Source organism: Bartonella sp. AP11XZML (genome assembly GCF_042196445.1).
GTDB lineage: Bacteria > Pseudomonadota > Alphaproteobacteria > Rhizobiales > Rhizobiaceae > Bartonella.
The window spans coordinates 35,824-51,062 of the sequence record NZ_JBHIQF010000096.1 but is presented as its reverse complement, the minus strand read 5'-3'; the positions used below and the strand labels follow the sequence as shown (position 1 = coordinate 51,062).

12 protein-coding genes and 1 pseudogene are annotated in these 15,239 nt (G+C 39.1%); all 13 read right to left on the bottom strand.

Translation table 11 applies throughout. The annotated features are described in order from the left end of the window. Positions 1-7 precede the first annotated feature (7 nt). On the bottom strand, positions 8-1,447 hold the full coding sequence (locus ACFIMG_RS09845; protein ID WP_375693605.1) for a BID domain-containing T4SS effector: 1,440 nt from the start codon (positions 1,445-1,447) through the stop codon (positions 8-10). A gap of 310 nt (positions 1,448-1,757) precedes the next feature. Then, entirely contained in the window at positions 1,758-3,356 is a 1,599-nt protein-coding gene (locus ACFIMG_RS09840) for a BID domain-containing T4SS effector (RefSeq protein ID WP_375678477.1), read from the bottom strand. Between the two features lie 334 nt (positions 3,357-3,690). Then, positions 3,691-3,846, bottom strand: coding sequence for a hypothetical protein (locus ACFIMG_RS09835; protein ID WP_375678476.1), 156 nt, complete (start codon positions 3,844-3,846; stop codon positions 3,691-3,693). A 710-nt stretch (positions 3,847-4,556) separates the two neighbouring features. Then, a pseudogene (locus tag ACFIMG_RS09830) lies at positions 4,557-4,739 on the bottom strand (type IV secretory system conjugative DNA transfer family protein); the annotation flags it as partial. A gap of 248 nt (positions 4,740-4,987) precedes the next feature. Then, complete coding sequence (locus ACFIMG_RS09825) at positions 4,988-6,616, bottom strand: BID domain-containing T4SS effector (protein WP_375678475.1); 1,629 nt, start codon at positions 6,614-6,616, stop codon at positions 4,988-4,990. Positions 6,617-7,132: 516 nt separating this feature from the next. Further along, complete coding sequence (gene traG / locus ACFIMG_RS09820) at positions 7,133-9,049, bottom strand: Ti-type conjugative transfer system protein TraG (RefSeq protein ID WP_375678474.1); 1,917 nt, start codon at positions 9,047-9,049, stop codon at positions 7,133-7,135. Positions 9,050-9,204: 155 nt separating this feature from the next. Continuing rightward, a complete protein-coding gene (locus tag ACFIMG_RS09815; protein WP_375678473.1) occupies positions 9,205-10,839 on the bottom strand; it encodes a BID domain-containing T4SS effector in 1,635 nt (544 codons plus the stop codon). A 10-nt stretch (positions 10,840-10,849) separates the two neighbouring features. Then, positions 10,850-11,065: an antitoxin VbhA family protein gene (locus ACFIMG_RS09810; protein ID WP_375610603.1), complete on the bottom strand. Its 216-nt coding sequence runs from the start codon at positions 11,063-11,065 to the stop codon at positions 10,850-10,852. A gap of 65 nt (positions 11,066-11,130) precedes the next feature. Continuing rightward, the gene (virB11, locus tag ACFIMG_RS09805) at positions 11,131-12,201 is read right to left on the bottom strand and encodes a P-type DNA transfer ATPase VirB11 (RefSeq protein ID WP_375678472.1); all 1,071 of its coding nucleotides are present in this window, start codon (positions 12,199-12,201) and stop codon (positions 11,131-11,133) included. Further along, on the bottom strand, positions 12,198-13,358 hold the full coding sequence (gene virB10, locus ACFIMG_RS09800; protein WP_375678471.1) for a type IV secretion system protein VirB10: 1,161 nt from the start codon (positions 13,356-13,358) through the stop codon (positions 12,198-12,200). Before virB10 ends, virB11 begins: the two co-directional genes overlap by 4 nt. Continuing rightward, positions 13,351-14,217 carry a P-type conjugative transfer protein VirB9 gene (gene virB9, locus ACFIMG_RS09795; RefSeq protein WP_375678470.1) on the bottom strand — a complete coding sequence of 289 codons (867 nt, stop codon included), beginning with the start codon at positions 14,215-14,217 and terminating at the stop codon, positions 13,351-13,353. Before virB9 ends, virB10 begins: the two co-directional genes overlap by 8 nt. Further along, positions 14,214-14,918, bottom strand: coding sequence for a virB8 family protein (locus ACFIMG_RS09790; RefSeq protein WP_375610599.1), 705 nt, complete (start codon positions 14,916-14,918; stop codon positions 14,214-14,216). Before ACFIMG_RS09790 ends, virB9 begins: the two co-directional genes overlap by 4 nt. Beyond that, a complete protein-coding gene (locus ACFIMG_RS09785) occupies positions 14,872-15,174 on the bottom strand; it encodes a type IV secretion system protein VirB7 (RefSeq protein WP_375678469.1) in 303 nt (100 codons plus the stop codon). Before ACFIMG_RS09785 ends, ACFIMG_RS09790 begins: the two co-directional genes overlap by 47 nt. Between the last annotated feature and the right edge of the window lie 65 nt (positions 15,175-15,239).

Here is a 15,239-nt window from a genome sequence, read left to right as displayed (position 1 = left end):
TGTCCACTTACATGGCAAAAGCCATTCCTTTTTCTCCATGTCTTTGTTGTTGTGGGCTGTGCTCTGGACTATTGTGTTCTCGTCCTCTTGCGTGATGATGGTGGTGATGTCTGTGTTCTGGGTCTCTTTCTGGATTTTCGTGTCTTTGACCTCTTTCTCTTTCATGCTCCCGTGTAAACTGTTTATGGAGCTTTTGTGTCTTATGTATATGTCTCTCAAGAGCTGAGCAAAGGGGAGAAAAACTCTCTTCAGCTTCTCTGCGGCTTGGAGACTTTACACCAAGTATTTTGTGACCTGCAAGTTTAGCTACACTCTCAGGATTTTCTGCAAGGCTCCATAAGATTTGCTCTGCATTTTGAGGGTCGTCAAGAATCTTAGCCAGTTGTTGATTCAAAGCATGTTCGTTACCATAAACAACTCTGCACCATTCTTGAGTTTCTCTTACACCATATTGAAAGTCTACGTTTTTTAAAAGCTTTGTTGTAACTACATCTTTTGGGGTTCTTGGAGGGGAGATTCTACTTCCGCCAACGCCTTGATAGATGGGATTTTCTAGTTGTTGGGATTCTTGCCCGCCGTCAGCTCCCATGCCAACCGTTGTATAGACAGATTCGAGAGGTCTTTGGGGAGAGTGCTCACCACGTTCACTAAAGTCAAGCTCTGCATAGAGATGTTCTGGTTCATGGGGATGTCGTCCACCCTGCGCACCTCCACCAACTGTGTCGTAGGGTGTTTGCCAACCTTGCGCCGCCAGATCCGTTATTGAATAGGGGGTTACGAGTTTGTCGGTGCGTCGCCCATCACTTGGTCTTTCACCAAGTCTGTCATAGGGATTTCCTAGTGGCTTTTGGGGAGCATAGGCCGTTTCTGATGGTTGTTGAAGTGTATATTGAGGTGAGGTGCGCTGTTCTTTGGGTGGCTTATTAACCCTTGCGTAGAGGTCTTCTACATTAGAAGCTCCTAGATTTTGTTGTTCAAGTGGCTTTTGGGGAGCATAGATCGTTTCTGGTGGTTGTTGAAGTGTATATTGTTGTGAGTTGCGCTGTTCTTTGGGTGGTTTGTTAACCTTTGCGTAGAGGTCTTCTACATTAGAAGCTCCTAGATTTTGTTGTTCAAGTGGCTTTTGGGGAGCATAGATCGTTTCTGGTGGTTGTTGAAGTGTATATTGTTGTGAGTTGCGCTGTTCTTTGGGTGGTTTGTTAACCTTTGCGTAGAGGTCTTCTACATTAAAAGCTCCTAGATTTTGTTGTTCAAGTGGCTTTTGGGGAGCATAGATCGTTTCTGGTGGTTGTTGAAGTGTATATTGTTGTGAGTTGCGCTGTTCTTTGGGTGGTTTGTTAACCTTTGCGTAGAGGTCTCCTATATTAGAAGCTCCTAGATTTTGTTGTTCAAATTGTCGTCTTAGTTCCTCTACATTGGTAGAAGGAGTTGGGTGACTTTTTTTCATGGCTGTTTCCTTTCAATATTTTTAGAAAACCTCTTTGGCGCATTCCCCACTTTTTTGATATTTTTTAGGACAAAAGAAGAATATCAAACTGAATGGTCTCCAAAGACTTCGCGCTATTCATATTGATATGTAGTGGACATTTATGTCTTTTATACAGTTTTTTTATGAAATATTATCAATAAGTTATAGTAGATTACAGGATTCATTTTTAGGACTATCTTTTGTAACATTTTAAAACAATTGGTGGGCGTAATGGAGATAAAATGATTGGTATAAAGAGTTTTGTTGGAAGGCAAAAGTTCACGCGTTTTTAGCCGGTAAGAGCCAGCGATGAGGAACGACTAACTTTCAAGCTGCGAGCTTGGCATTGTGCTTCTTGGGTGTTCTTTACAGTATTCGCAATTTCTTTTGCTTTGCTTTCCGATGTCCCAAGGAGGCAAGCTAGTCTGGTATAATCTTTTTCTTGTATGGCTTTACGATCTTCTGAGGATAGACGATTGTGTAGTTGTCGTGAAAAGGTATGGAGTTCTTGTCGCAGTGAACGAGAATGGAATAAAGCTTCCCTTTGTTGTTCTTCTGGTAAGGCAAAAAGGTTTTGTAAATTTTTTCCAGGTTTTTCGACAGTGTGGTTCAGGCGATTTTGTTCTCTTTGGTGTTGCTCTAGAATTGCATCTTTTGTTTGTTGTGTTATTGCGCCATAATTTTTAAGGGCTTGGCTGAGTTGTGGAACAGCCTGTTCGGCTTGTCTGCGATTTGAACTTTTCATGCCAAGTATTTTACTCCCAGAAAATTGAGAAATTGATTGAGGGTTTTGTAAAGTTTCATCGGCAAACTGGTTTCCTAAGTTTGGAGCTGCCGTTATGATATCTAATGTTGTCTTTAAGGCGTGGGTTTTACCATAAACAGTCTTTGATAAATTTTCGATTTCTTTTCGGCTCCCTTCAACATAAGCGTCATTTGAAATCCTTTCAAATAACTCTTCATGGGTAAGAGGGGCTAAAGTTTCTTTTGGGATCAGTGTTTCTTTTAAGCTTTGAACGTTGGTTTTTTGAAAGCAGAGGCGGGCACCGTTTTGTAATGTTTTGACGAGTTCTGGGGTGAGATCATCTTTGTGTCCGACGACGAAAGCCCCTTCTACTTCCATGACAAAACCTTCTGCTGAAAAACCTCTAAAGACGCCTTCATAGGTTACATCTTCCTTTGCTGCAACAACAACACGATCGTTAATTTCATCCAGTCCAGCGTTTCTCATTTGGGAGATGAATTCTTTTAAAACAAGGGATTTTTGTGGATGGGTGATATCTTCAAAAAGATCTTTCATCGGTTGGGAATTGCCATATTGCATGGCTTCAATACAAGCTGTTGTCATGCGTCCTTTTGTGATGAAAGAAAAGTCAATGGTATGTCCTGCGGCTTGTCCAAGTTTTTCCATAAACATTCGATTTACGCGCCCATTGCCTTTTCTAAAAGGATGTGCGTGCTCTAGCACCATAAAAACATCAGCGGCACTTTCAGCAAATTCTTGGCGCGATAAACCTTTTAAATTGTTCTTTTCATTAAGTGTTTTTTCGAGTTGTGTGAGTTCTTTTTTAATCTGTGGACCGATAGCAAAAGGAACTTCATAACCTTTGGGACGCATCGCCGGCATATGGGCAGTGGTGCCGTCTTCAAATGTAAAGGATGTATCGCGGGTGTGGCCCGCCCATTCAAAAGTTTTGTAGAAGAGGCTCCAGTGGATTAGTTTTAGATAGGAAGCATCAAATTTTCGTGGGGGTGGTTCATGGCGAAAATTGACGGCTGCTTTAGTGACGTCATGGGTACTGCGTTGATACAGTTTTTTAGGGTCTTTGATGCCATATTTATTTTTGAGTGTTTTGGTTCCTTTATATAGATAATTTTGCTCTAACATGTAATCTCTCCTAAGTAGGTAAGGTGGTGGTTGATGAGCGTCTTAAACGCTGCATGTGAAAAATTCCCCTTCGCGTATTCTTTTGAGATTTTGGTTGTTATGAGAGGGAGCACTTTTCCCTCCAGTGTATGGGATGTATCAATCGTTTTGTGATGCTTTTGAAAAGCTTTTCTGATGTTTCCTTTGTTTATTATCTTGTACTGTAAAATGCTGGTATTTAGGACGCTGATATGAATCCCATAAGTAGTCAGAAAATGGATTTTCTATAAATTGACTCTGGGTAAAATCTTCGTTCTTTGAGGTGTAAGGAAGAGGTCAAAAAGAAAAATGTTGCTTAAAATTGTTTTTTTCCTTTAACAAAGTTGTTTGCAAGAGCGCTTTGATGAGGAGCGTGGATATAGCGGGTGTAATCGCTCTTGGTTAGCGGATGGTGCTGGTACTTTTCATACACAGCTCTCAGATTGGTGAATCTATGGGCAAAAGCAGTCATCAAAAATTTTTCTCCATTATGTTTTTCTTATTGTTCCATATGAATATCTTGCCATACGAACATCTCTTTTGTGTATTTTTGCAACAAAATGTTTTTTATTTTTGTATTGTTGCTCTTATTATATTGCGCTGCTTTAAGATCCATAAGAGAGGAAACCCTTTCTTTGGTTGGGGAGAAAAGCCTTTTTCAGCGCTTTATCATTAAAATAGAACACTTTATGATATCGTAAAGGGGGAAAAGCTTGTATAAGAATGATTTATTCATTTTGATGTATATCTTAAATATTTTTTGGGAAAAATCGATGTTCTTGAGTGTAGGTGTTTTGAGAGTTGTTGTCTCAAAGATCAACCGTTTTTTTTCTTAAGTCTTGATATTGGTGATTAGCGTTGTGAAATGTTTTTGCTTGTTTGTAGGGGATAAATTATAAACAAAAAGCTTTGGAGGAATGTATTTGCAGGACGTTCTCAAGTGGAAATGTTGGTTTGATTATAGGTGATTTGAGGGGGGGGGGTGGACTTTCTTGTAAAGACGATGGGTACTGGTAAAACGATACACAAAATACAAAAAGGAAAAAACACGGATTTTTTATCATGTTTTCCTTATGTGTGAAGAAGCGGTCAAAAACTTTTTGTTAACGGGTTTTTAAAAAATAGAAATGTATGTTGTTTTTGTGGTTGGTCTTTTCATAGTCAAGATCTCATAATAAGAAGTTAGTTTTTCTTTTGTGGAGCAAAGCGGTTTTTTGCAGCTGCGGCTAACATTTCTTTCCTTCTGAAATAGATGGCGCAACCACATCGCGAAGGGGAGCCTTGCATCAGAATAATTTGTTCATCTTGACGCATTTCTCGAATAACTTCGTGGGGTAAAATGAGTGCTCTTTTTAAAATATTCATATAACCACGAAAATCGACTCCATCTAAGACAAATAAAATAGGCTTTTGTAGCTTTCGGCGGTAGTAATCATGACGTTTAAAAGGAATTAACAATTATCCTGTCCAATTGCTTTGGATATGGTGTATATGCTATGTGCAAAATTGGTGGTAGGGCGCTTAAGTAGTCTGTTTTTTGCATGTATGATAAGAATATTAAAATATCTCTTTCACATAGGTGTTTAAATCAAAAAAACAAAGTTTCATATTTTTTAGTTGGCCATAGCAAGTGTATTTGAACGATTTTGTGTGCGTGTGTAGAATTGGCTATGAGTGTTCCTTGCTTTTTGAACAATGTCGGTAATTTCTCGTGCTTTCTGTTCTGATATACCAATACTTTGTGCAAGTGTTTCATAATCTTTGTTTGTGATCGCACTACATTCGTTTGATGAGAGACGGTGTTCTAAACTGTTTATAAAAGTACGGAGCTCTTGGTGTAATTGAGGAGATTGAGACAAGATTTCTCTTTGTTTTTCCGGTGATAAAGCAAAAATAATTTGCAAGTTTTGACTGGGATTCTCTACCGCTTTTCCAAGGCGTTCTTGTTTAATTTTATGGTCTCGAGTGACTATATTATAGGTAGCTTCTACAGTATACACATAATTCTCAATTGCAAGAGAGAGCACATCAAGATAATTTCGAGCGTGTACACGTGCCGGATTTTGTAGACCGCATATACTAAAACCTGCAAGAGGAGAAACAGAGTGCGGTGCCTGTTTAATCTGATTAGCAAACTGTCTGCCTAATTCTGGATTTTTAATAATCTCTTCTATCTGTTCGTTTAATACGTTTGCGTCACCATAAACAGTTTTTGCGTAAGCTCGGACTTGCTTTTGAGCTTTGAGAACGTAACTATCTAGCGCAACTGTTTTGGCACATTCACTTTTTGTGAGAGGCGCTAATGTTTCTTTTGGAATAAGCGTGTTTTCAAGCTCTTTGCTGTTGGGGGCGGTAAAGGTAATGATATCACCAGGTTTTAGTGTTTTTAATCGTTCTGGTGTGAGATCATCTTTGCTACCAATGATGTAAGTTCCTTGCACATCGAGTATAAAACCCTCTGAATAACAACCTTTATAAGTTCCTATATAGGTTTCTCCTGCCTTTGTTGCTATAACAAGGCGATCATCCACGTTGCGTCCCGTATTGTTTATGTGGTCCATAAATTCTTTTAAAAGACGTATTTTGGGGGGATTGGAGATATCCTCAAAAAGATCTTTCAACAGTTGTGTATTGCTATATTGCATTGCTTCGCTACAGGCAGCCATCATACGTTTTTGTGTGACAAGCGAAAAGTCAAGCTGATGTCCTGCAGCTTTGGCAAGATTTTCAAAAAAGACTTGTTCTGTGTGCTCATTGCCATCTATGAATGGGTGGATTTTGTGAAGAGAATAAAATAGACTCGTTGCTTCCTTGACAAATTCTTCGCGTGTTAAGCCTTGCAAATTGTCTTTTTCGGCAAGCGTTTGATCTAATTTTTGTAAGAGTTCAGGGATTTCTTCACCGGTTGCAAAATTATTGCCCCATTCCATTCTTTTCATTTCTGGCATGGCGGCAATGTTATCGTCTGTAAATGCGAAGGGGATATGGCGCAGATGTCCAGCCCATACAAAGGTATTTTTAAACAATTGTTGGTGGATATGGCATAGATAAGTTGAATTAAAATATTCTGGCAGGGGTTCTGCACGCAGATTGATCATGGCTTTTTGCCTATCATGTGAGCATTTTTCCAGAAAGCGTTTTAAATCTGTTTCTCCATATCTATTTTTGAGAATTTGGGTACCAAGATAGATATAATTATGGGGTGAGGGAATTCCTTTTGTTTTTTCTTTTGCTTTGGGCATTGTTACATTCCTTATAATGTTACATTGTCTATGAGAGTGTGTTAAACTTTTTGTTTGAAAATCTCCCACGCATATTGTTTTGAAATGTTGAGACTTGGGTGAGGAAAAAATCCCTCAAATTCGTAGGTGTTTTTGAGTGTATCAATCTTTATCTTGGCATTTTTTTCTTTTACTGAGAGAGAATGGTTCATTTGGGTTGTTTTCATGCATATTGTCTTTTAATTTTTTTGTAGAAAAATTTTCCTATAAAAGCGGTGCCTTCAAAAGTTTCCTGATAGGATTCTCAAGGCATAGATATGATTGGTATTTATTATTTGGAGATGAGGAGAGTGCTTTATAAAGAAAATTGGCATTGGTAAGCACAGGCATAATACCATCATTTAAAGACTTTTCCCCATATTTTTCTTGTTGTATCAAGCGGGAATTCCTTCTTTATAGGCTTTTATGAGATAGAATCTCTGCTTTTATCCTTTGATGTTTTTGTTTTGATGCATGGCCTCCATTAGAGGGTGTTTTTTAGTTTTTCTTTTGTGGAGCAAAGCGGTTTTTTGCAGCTGCGGCTAACATTTCTTTTCTTCTGAAATAGATGGCGCGTCCACATCGCAAAGGGGGTTGTCCTTGCATCAGAATAATTTGTTCATCTTGACGCATTTCTTGAATAACCTCATGGGGTAAAATCAGGGCTCTTTGTTGGTAGTTGACGTTGTATGAACTCTTTCCTAAAGATAAGCCTCTTGATTTGTTCGTTCCGGTTACTTCAACGGTCATTTGACCACAGCGTTCTGAAATGTCTTTGGCAGTTTGGAGATCTTTAATGGCAGCATAGCTGACAAAGGAACAACTTTCAAACCATGAACGTGCTCCTGCTTCTCCAAAGTGGTTGACCAACTGACCAGAGGATTGATAGAAGAGCATCAAGGATGTACCGTATTTACGTCCACGGTCGCGGGCTTCTTCTAAAATATTCATATAGCCTAAAAGATCAACTTCATCTAAGACAAATAAAACACGCTTTTTATAGTTACCGTCTGCTGTAACCATGGCATTGAGAAAGGCGCCAATAATCACACGTCCAATAGCAGGATAACTGTTTAAAATGCTTGCGGGGAGATTGAGAAAAACATCTGTATTGCCATTGGTAATATCTGAGGAAAAAAAATCATCTCCGCAGACAAGATCTGCATAATTGGATAAAGAAAGCCATTGGGTGTCTTTTGAGGCGGTGGTATAAACCCCTGAAAAGGTTTGCTCTGCCATTTCTGTAAAAATACCAACCATTTCACGAATAAAAGGAGAAGGTGTTGTTTCTTGAATCATGCGTAATTGATTAACAACAGCTGTTTCTGATTGAGAGAGAATGCCACGCAATGTTTTTAAATTGCGCTCGCTGTCTTCATATTCATCAGAAAATACAACATGAGCAAGAAGAGCTGTTAATAGATTATGGGCTTGTGTTGAGAAATATTCCGCTGAAGAATTGTCTGATTTTTTATCTGTAAGAAGCAACTTTGAAAAGCTTACAATATTCGCTTCGCGTTGTGTGCGTGGTACGCTGTCGTCTAAAAGCCAATCGATGACATTAAAGTTTTTTGTTAACAATGAGTTAGGATCGAGAACAATGACATTTCTATTTCCCATTTTTTGACGCGCAAATTTGACCATTGGGGCAACTTCTGTTGAAGGATCAAGACAAATAATAGACCCTGGATAGGTTAAACACGTAGGAACTACTGTACTTGTTGTTTTATAGCCACCAGAACCAGCAAAAAAGATCATATGAGTTGAACCAAAATCAAGATTAAAGGTTAGCAAAGGGGCTGTTCCACCCTTTCCCCATGTTGTTTTATTGCCAGGTGCAAAGGGAATGTTGCACACATTATCTTGATCGACACGGTATCTTTCACCCACAACAATTTGCCCATTGGCAGGAAAGATTTTTGCTGCCTCTCTTAAATTCATCCAAGCGGCCTCACCAAAAATACCTTTTTTTGCACGCTTGACCTTACTTTTAGGGGGAAGGGTTGTTACGAATTGAATGATGGAAAAAAAAACACCAATGATGATGCCAAAAACAACCATGGGGTCCATGAATTGAAGAGCATAGCCCCATGTTATTCCTTGTTGGCCAACATAGGGACTTAAACGTTTTATTTCACCACCAATATAGTAAAGAGCGGTTGTTCCCAAAAAGACAACGGAGACAAAAGTGATCATTTTACGCAGGTGCAGTTTTTGCGAGAGACTATACAACAATGAAACAGCAGCCGTTAGTGCTAAGACTAATAAAGGCTCAGAACGAAGTGTCCAATAAATTTGATCGCTTTTTAGTCCATTTGTTATAAACAATAAAAAATGAGGGACAAGGAATATCGTTAAAGCACCTAAAGCGATCGGTGTTAAAATGAGTACCATTTGTGTTTTGGTATATTTCATTGTATTTTACTTTCAATTCTGTCAGAATATGTTGCGAAATGCTCTTTTCTAGGTGTGTGATATGAACTCTCATCTCTTTTTGCAAAGGTGCAGATAACGCCAAACAGTTTTCGCTTATGAGCCTTTCTCATTAAGGAGGAAGGTTTTGTCTATTCTTAGCAGGCCATAGCGAATGCTTTGGAACGGTGCATTGTGCATACTTGTGCTTGCTGGTGTACTTCTTTGGTTTGCTTAATAATTTCTGTAATTTGCCTAGCTTTACTTTCTGATACACCAATGCTTTGAGCTAGTGTTTCATACTCATTATTTTGGACTGCTTTATGTTCATTTGGTGAGAGACGGGTGTTGATCTTTTTTACAAAGTTGCTGAGCTCTTTTTGACATAAAGGATTTTTTGCTAAAGCTTCTTGTTGTAATTCTTTTGGCAAGGCGAAGAGGTCTTGCAAGCTTTGACTTGGCATTTCTATTGTTTTTGCAAGGCGACTTTGTTCTGTTGCATGTTCTTGCGTAATTTCCTTTTCAGCATATTTTACAGCATGCGTGAAATTTGCAACGGCAGTACAGAGCATCTCAAGATGATTTTTAGCGTTTGCACGTGCCTGATTTTGTAGTCCACATAAACTGAAACCGGCAAGATGAGAAATAGAGTGCGGTGCTCTTTCAATCTGGTTGGCGAGCGGTTGGCCTAAGTTTGGATTTTTGATGATTTCTATCATCTGTTTGTCTAATGTTTTTGTACTACCATAAACAATTTTTGACAATAGCTGGACCTGTTTTAGGCTTGCGTGGACACAAGAATCTTCTGCAACCATTTGGGCCGTTTCATTTTTTGTCAAAGGGGCTAATCTCTCTTCTGGAATGAGAATGCTTTCAAGCTCTTTTGTTTTGGGAACGGTAAAGGTAAATCTATCACCGGGTTTTAATGTTTTGAGTTGTTCTGGTGTGAGTTGTTCTTTATTGCCGATGATGTAAGCGCCTTTTACATTGAAAGCAAAGCTATCATAACCAGCACCCCTATAGGTGCCCGTGTAAGTTTCACCTTCTTTTGCAACCATAACAGGACGATCATTAACATTGCGCCCAAGTTCTTTCATGTTGCTCATGAATTCCTTTAAAAGAAGTATTTTATTGGGATTAGAGATATCTTCAAACAGATGTTGCATTGGTTCTAGATCACCATTTTCTGCTACAGCAACACTGGCGAGCATCATGCGTTCTTTTGTAACAAGTGAAAAGTCAAGCTGATGCCCTGCTGCTTGAGCAAGCTTTTCAAAAAAGACCTGTTGTGTGCGTCCATTTCCTCCTCTAAAAGGATGGAGTTGGTGAAGGAAGTTAAATAAGCTTATTGCTTCAGAGTTAAATTTCTCACGCGTTAAGCCTTGCAAATTATCTTTTTCGGCAAGCGTTTGATCTAATTTTTGTAAACCGTCTTGGATTTCATCACCGAGTGCAAAAGGATTTTCCCATCCTGTTCTTTTCATTTCGGGCATAGCGGCTATGGTGTCATCTTCAAATGTAAAGGGGAGATGGCGCAGATATCCAGCCCATTCAAAGGTATTTTTAAATAAGTGGTGATGAATAGAGCATAGATAGGAGCTATCCAACTTTTCTGGTAAGGGGGCTTCACGCAGATTAACCATTGCTTCTGCTGTATCATGTGAGCATTTCTCCAGAAAGGATTTTAAGTCTTTTATTCCATATTTATTTTTGAGTGTTGTGGTGTTTGGGTAGACATAATGATGGGGAGAAACTGTCTGTATATTTTTTGTCTTTGCTTTTGCTTTTGGCATTGTAGCTTCCTTATAATTTTACGTTATCCATAAGAGTGTTAAATTCCTCGAGTGAAATATTCCCCTTTGCGTATTCTTCTAAAATTTTGAGTGTTGTAGGATGAAGCGCTATTCCCTCTATCGCATGGGTGCTGATGGCTGCTTCAACGGCTTCACGGCGTTTTTTTAATTCTTCTTCTGTCATCGATAAAAGATTTTCTCTATTTTCTGTTTCGTTGGTTTTCATGCATTTTTTCTCTTATTTGCAATCGTTGCTTTAAAAGAGCCTTTGGCAGCCGGTGTGATCTTCTTTTAGTCACCTCCAAAGATGTTTCGTTGTTTGAAGGGATCGTAATAAATTTCTGTGACCTTAAATTTTCCTTCAATCCGTTTGCATTGGATGATGATATCAATCATTGAAATCAACAGGCCTCGAATATCATCACGCTCTAAATCACCACCGCCTTCACTTTCTTTGACCAAAAGGGTCATCTGCTCAAAGGCTGCAAGTGCTGTTGATGCGTGAACCGTCGTAATGGAACCTGGATGGCCTGAATTGACATTGCGGATATAATAAAAGGCTGTACCATCTCGAAGTTCTTGCAAAAGAATACGATCAGGACGCATCCGTAAAGATGATTCAAGTAACTCTTTGGGGCCAACGGAGGCTAAGCCTTGTCCATCTTTTGAATAGAACATTGAGACATGGTTAGGGTGTGGTATCACCAATTCTTGTGTGTCTTCAATGGTGATAATACGCTCTTCTTGAGGGATTTTGGCGATTAATGCTTTTGATAATGTTGTTTTACCCGAACCGGTTTTTCCCGCAATTAAAATATTTTTCTGGCATTCTACAGCTTGATTTAAAAAAGAGACAAAGTCTTTATTACAGTAGGCACTGGCTAATTTATGCTCGATGATTTTGAGTTCGTTAAAACGAGAATGATAGTCATTCAAGGGTGTGAAAGAGACCTGTTCACAGAGCGAGAAGAGGCCTTTCTTGGCGAGCTCTTCGAGAGAAAAACTCTGCGATGACGGTTTGCGAATTGTCATACTAATCGTGTCTTTTTCGACAGCGGGTGGAATGACAATTTGAATACGCTCATTGCCTGGTAGCGTTGCAGATAATATTGGGTTTTTATCCGATATGTTTTGCTTGGAATAGGATGCTACAACTTTCGCAATCCCCATAAGCTCATTAAAAGAGAGCCCCGGTGCTTCTATTGTTTTCCATCCATCAAATCCTTCAGTCATGACTTGATAGGGACGATTGATAACAATTTCAAAGAGTCTCTCATCTTTCAAAAAAGCACTGATGGGTTCAAGTTTTGTGAGAACAATCGCAACGGTTTCATCGCTCATGGTATGTAAGTTTGAGTTCATTCTAAAGTTACCGCCGAATTTTTGTAAAAGTTTCTTGAAACAGCTCGATTGATAATCTGTTTTTTGTTTTCGATGACTTTCAATTTATAAACGCTGGAAAAATCTAAATCGCGGGCAACAAAGATATTCACCATTTCCCCTTGGTTTTTGGATAATGTTGGAGGAATATTGGCGTAATTTTCTACGAGAATGTTTGCGATGTTTTGTCCTGAAGAGATTGTTTCAGTTTCTTCTTTTTCCTGTTTTTTTGATAAACGTTTATTGGCATAGTGTGTTGCATCTTTTATTAGTGAGACAAGAAGCGCAGACCCAATCCTCTCAAACCAATGGTTATCAATATCTCCATCCATACCAGAACGCCCTAAAGCATCCGTTGCCGGTGAAGCTAAGGATATAATGATACCATTGGGGGTTTTTGCTCTATTCCATAGTACAAAGAGACGTGTTTGGCCTTTTTTCAATCCGGCGCGATATTCACCAACAATTTGGGTGCCTTTATCAAGAAGCACAACACGACCATTGTCTGATAAGATATCTCTGGAGATGATACAACTGGCAAAACCTTGTTGATCACTGTTGATGGCTGTTTCTAAAATACAAGGAATAGAAGTTCCCATCGCGATGATGTAGTTTCGATTACCAAGGGTTGAAGCACGAATACCTTCAAGCACTGTGGGTTTGAGAAGATGATTAAAACGTTGTGTTGTTTCATCAGGTTTACTTTCAAGTTGGTGAGGCAAAGCACCATTATTTGTTTGTGCATCTATTTTGCCTTGTTGTGTACTTGCATAAGCTAATACAGGAGCACGTTGTGCTGCCTCCAGCAGTGAGTCATCAGAATTTAATTGATTGATGTTTGGTGTTGGTAGCTCGACTTTTGGTAATAGAGCGTTATTTCGTTGAGGCTGTTCAAAGGGGGGAGGGGTAGGCTTTGCAGGACGAAAAAGCTCTGTTTGTTTTATAACTTTTCCTTCTTTTGAAGATTCAATTGGTTGCTTTTTGTCTGTAACAAGTGTTGAATAGGCTAAATAAAGACAGACACTGAAAAGAATAATAAGAGCAATAGCTTTCCCCACATTGTTCTGTTGACTTTTCCCTTGAGCATTTTTTATTGTATCGCGATCATTAATGCTTTTTTCATCCACGGTGTTATTCATGGCTGCTTCCTAGGTTCACTTTACGTTGTACAGATGGTGATGTCGTACCTGTTTCAGGATTAATTCCTTTTGGTACGAACCTTTTGTTAAAGATGCACAATACTTCATTCCCACGTCGTAGCGTGAATTGTGCAGCTGTTGCATGAACAATAACCTTGTTGCCTTTAATCGATTTGGGAATAAGCGCTTCTTGCCCATCAGGCGATACAATGTAAATGGCAGGGATTTCAATGTTGCCTAAAAAGGTAAAGGTTGTTGTTTTCCCATTATCATAGACAGAAGCAGGTTCAATAAGAGATGAGCCTTGAGCTTCATAAGCCCAATTGCGTGGTCCAAAATCTTCATGGATATTTAAAATATCATTGACAAAGTTTTCTTCACGTTGTTTTTCTTTTTCTGCTTCGGCTAATTTCTTACGTAAGGCTTCATCTTCTGGATAACGAAACTTTACCAAGAAATACGTCTCATTGCCGGCTGAAACATCGCCTTCACGGACTTGTAGCTCGAATTGATAAGAGCGTTGTGTTCCATCTTGGCGGCTTGTGACAATTTGTAAATTTGTCACAGGCTGGACTTCACGTGGTTTGAGAAAAACAAAGTGTCCAGCCGGTGCAACTTGCCAAGCAACCGAATTTCCAATTCCTACATAGGTTACTTCTTCATCAACGGCAAATTCTAGTTGAACCGAAGAGCGAATGGAGCCAATGATTTGTACGACGTTGTAGGGGTCATAATTGACAAATCTGATGCGGTTATCTTTACGTGCACTGACAGGCGCTGTTTCTGCAAGTGAGAGAATTGTGTGAAAGCTGACAGTGATCGTAAAAATTAAAGAGATTGTTTGTAAAAGTCTGATCATTTTATCACCTCTGGATCAGATCTATATTCCGATACTTGAAAACCAAGAGGGTTGATAAGACGATCAGACGTTGAAATGTGTGCGTTCACGTAGGAAAAATTTAAGATTGAAATCCAATGGGAAATATTTTCTTTTTCATTCAAGTCTCTGATCGTTTTATAGTAACGAACTTGGATAAGATCTTTGCTTATAAAAGAGATTGATTTGATTGTGATCGTAGCAATCATGTTATGATAAATATTTTGCGGACTTTCTGGATTATTGCCCGCGTACCATTTTGCAAAACGGTTTTGTTCTTTTGGAGAAGATAAAAGAGAGACTAAGCGAAAATTGTTTTCTGCTTCTGATGCTTGAAAACCTTCACGAGCGCGAACATATTGGCTGGCAAAATAACGCGTTATCGCTTCATCATAGTCGTTAGGGGATTCTTTTAGGGCGCTTACAGTATCAATAATGCCTGTTGAGTTATCAACGCGGATAACAAAAGGCTCTACCGTTTTCAAAGGCGTCAAAGCTGCGACAGCTAAAGCCAGCGCAATTGTCATCAATCCAAAAAGCACTGTTAAAGCCATGGAGATTTTCATCCGCACGCGCATGCTATGCATGCGATCAATGTCAAATGAGCGCGCTTCTTTTATATATTCTTCAAGGGCATCACTTTTCACGCATAACCTCCACAGTTTTATCAGATCGTGCTTCATGAATAATCGGCTTTAATAAAGCTGAATTGGCTGTTACTTTTTCACTTTCCAAAGTATTGAGAATGATGGGAGTGGTAACAGGCTTTACGCTCTTTTCTGGGTAGACAATGTTTTTATTGTCCCAATGCCACTTATCTTTATTTAAAGCGCGTGTATGTTTGCCATTACAGCGTGGAGGTTTTTTAGGGCCACTCAAAGAGGCACAACCAGTAAGAGCGATTGTTAGGACCATAACAAAAGTTATTTTTCGTTTCATTTTTTGAACTCACAAATATCTTGGAATACAATGCATGAGAGCCTTTGTTCTGAACATTTTTACAA

Coding starts and splice junctions, on each gene's coding strand:
- ACFIMG_RS09790 (WP_375610599.1), bottom strand. CDS start 14,918: ATGAAGCACGATCTGATAAAACTGTGGAGGTTATGCGTGAAAAGTGAT.
- ACFIMG_RS09815 (WP_375678473.1), bottom strand. CDS start 10,839: ATGCCAAAAGCAAAAGCAAAGACAAAAAATATACAGACAGTTTCTCCC.
- traG (WP_375678474.1), bottom strand. CDS start 9,049: ATGAAATATACCAAAACACAAATGGTACTCATTTTAACACCGATCGCT.
- ACFIMG_RS09785 (WP_375678469.1), bottom strand. CDS start 15,174: ATGAAACGAAAAATAACTTTTGTTATGGTCCTAACAATCGCTCTTACT.
- ACFIMG_RS09810 (WP_375610603.1), bottom strand. CDS start 11,065: ATGAAAACCAACGAAACAGAAAATAGAGAAAATCTTTTATCGATGACA.
- virB9 (WP_375678470.1), bottom strand. CDS start 14,217: ATGATCAGACTTTTACAAACAATCTCTTTAATTTTTACGATCACTGTC.
- ACFIMG_RS09835 (WP_375678476.1), bottom strand. CDS start 3,846: ATGACTGCTTTTGCCCATAGATTCACCAATCTGAGAGCTGTGTATGAA.
- ACFIMG_RS09840 (WP_375678477.1), bottom strand. CDS start 3,356: ATGTTAGAGCAAAATTATCTATATAAAGGAACCAAAACACTCAAAAAT.
- ACFIMG_RS09845 (WP_375693605.1), bottom strand. CDS start 1,447: ATGAAAAAAAGTCACCCAACTCCTTCTACCAATGTAGAGGAACTAAGA.
- virB11 (WP_375678472.1), bottom strand. CDS start 12,201: ATGAACTCAAACTTACATACCATGAGCGATGAAACCGTTGCGATTGTT.
- virB10 (WP_375678471.1), bottom strand. CDS start 13,358: ATGAATAACACCGTGGATGAAAAAAGCATTAATGATCGCGATACAATA.
- ACFIMG_RS09825 (WP_375678475.1), bottom strand. CDS start 6,616: ATGCCCAAAGCAAAAGAAAAAACAAAAGGAATTCCCTCACCCCATAAT.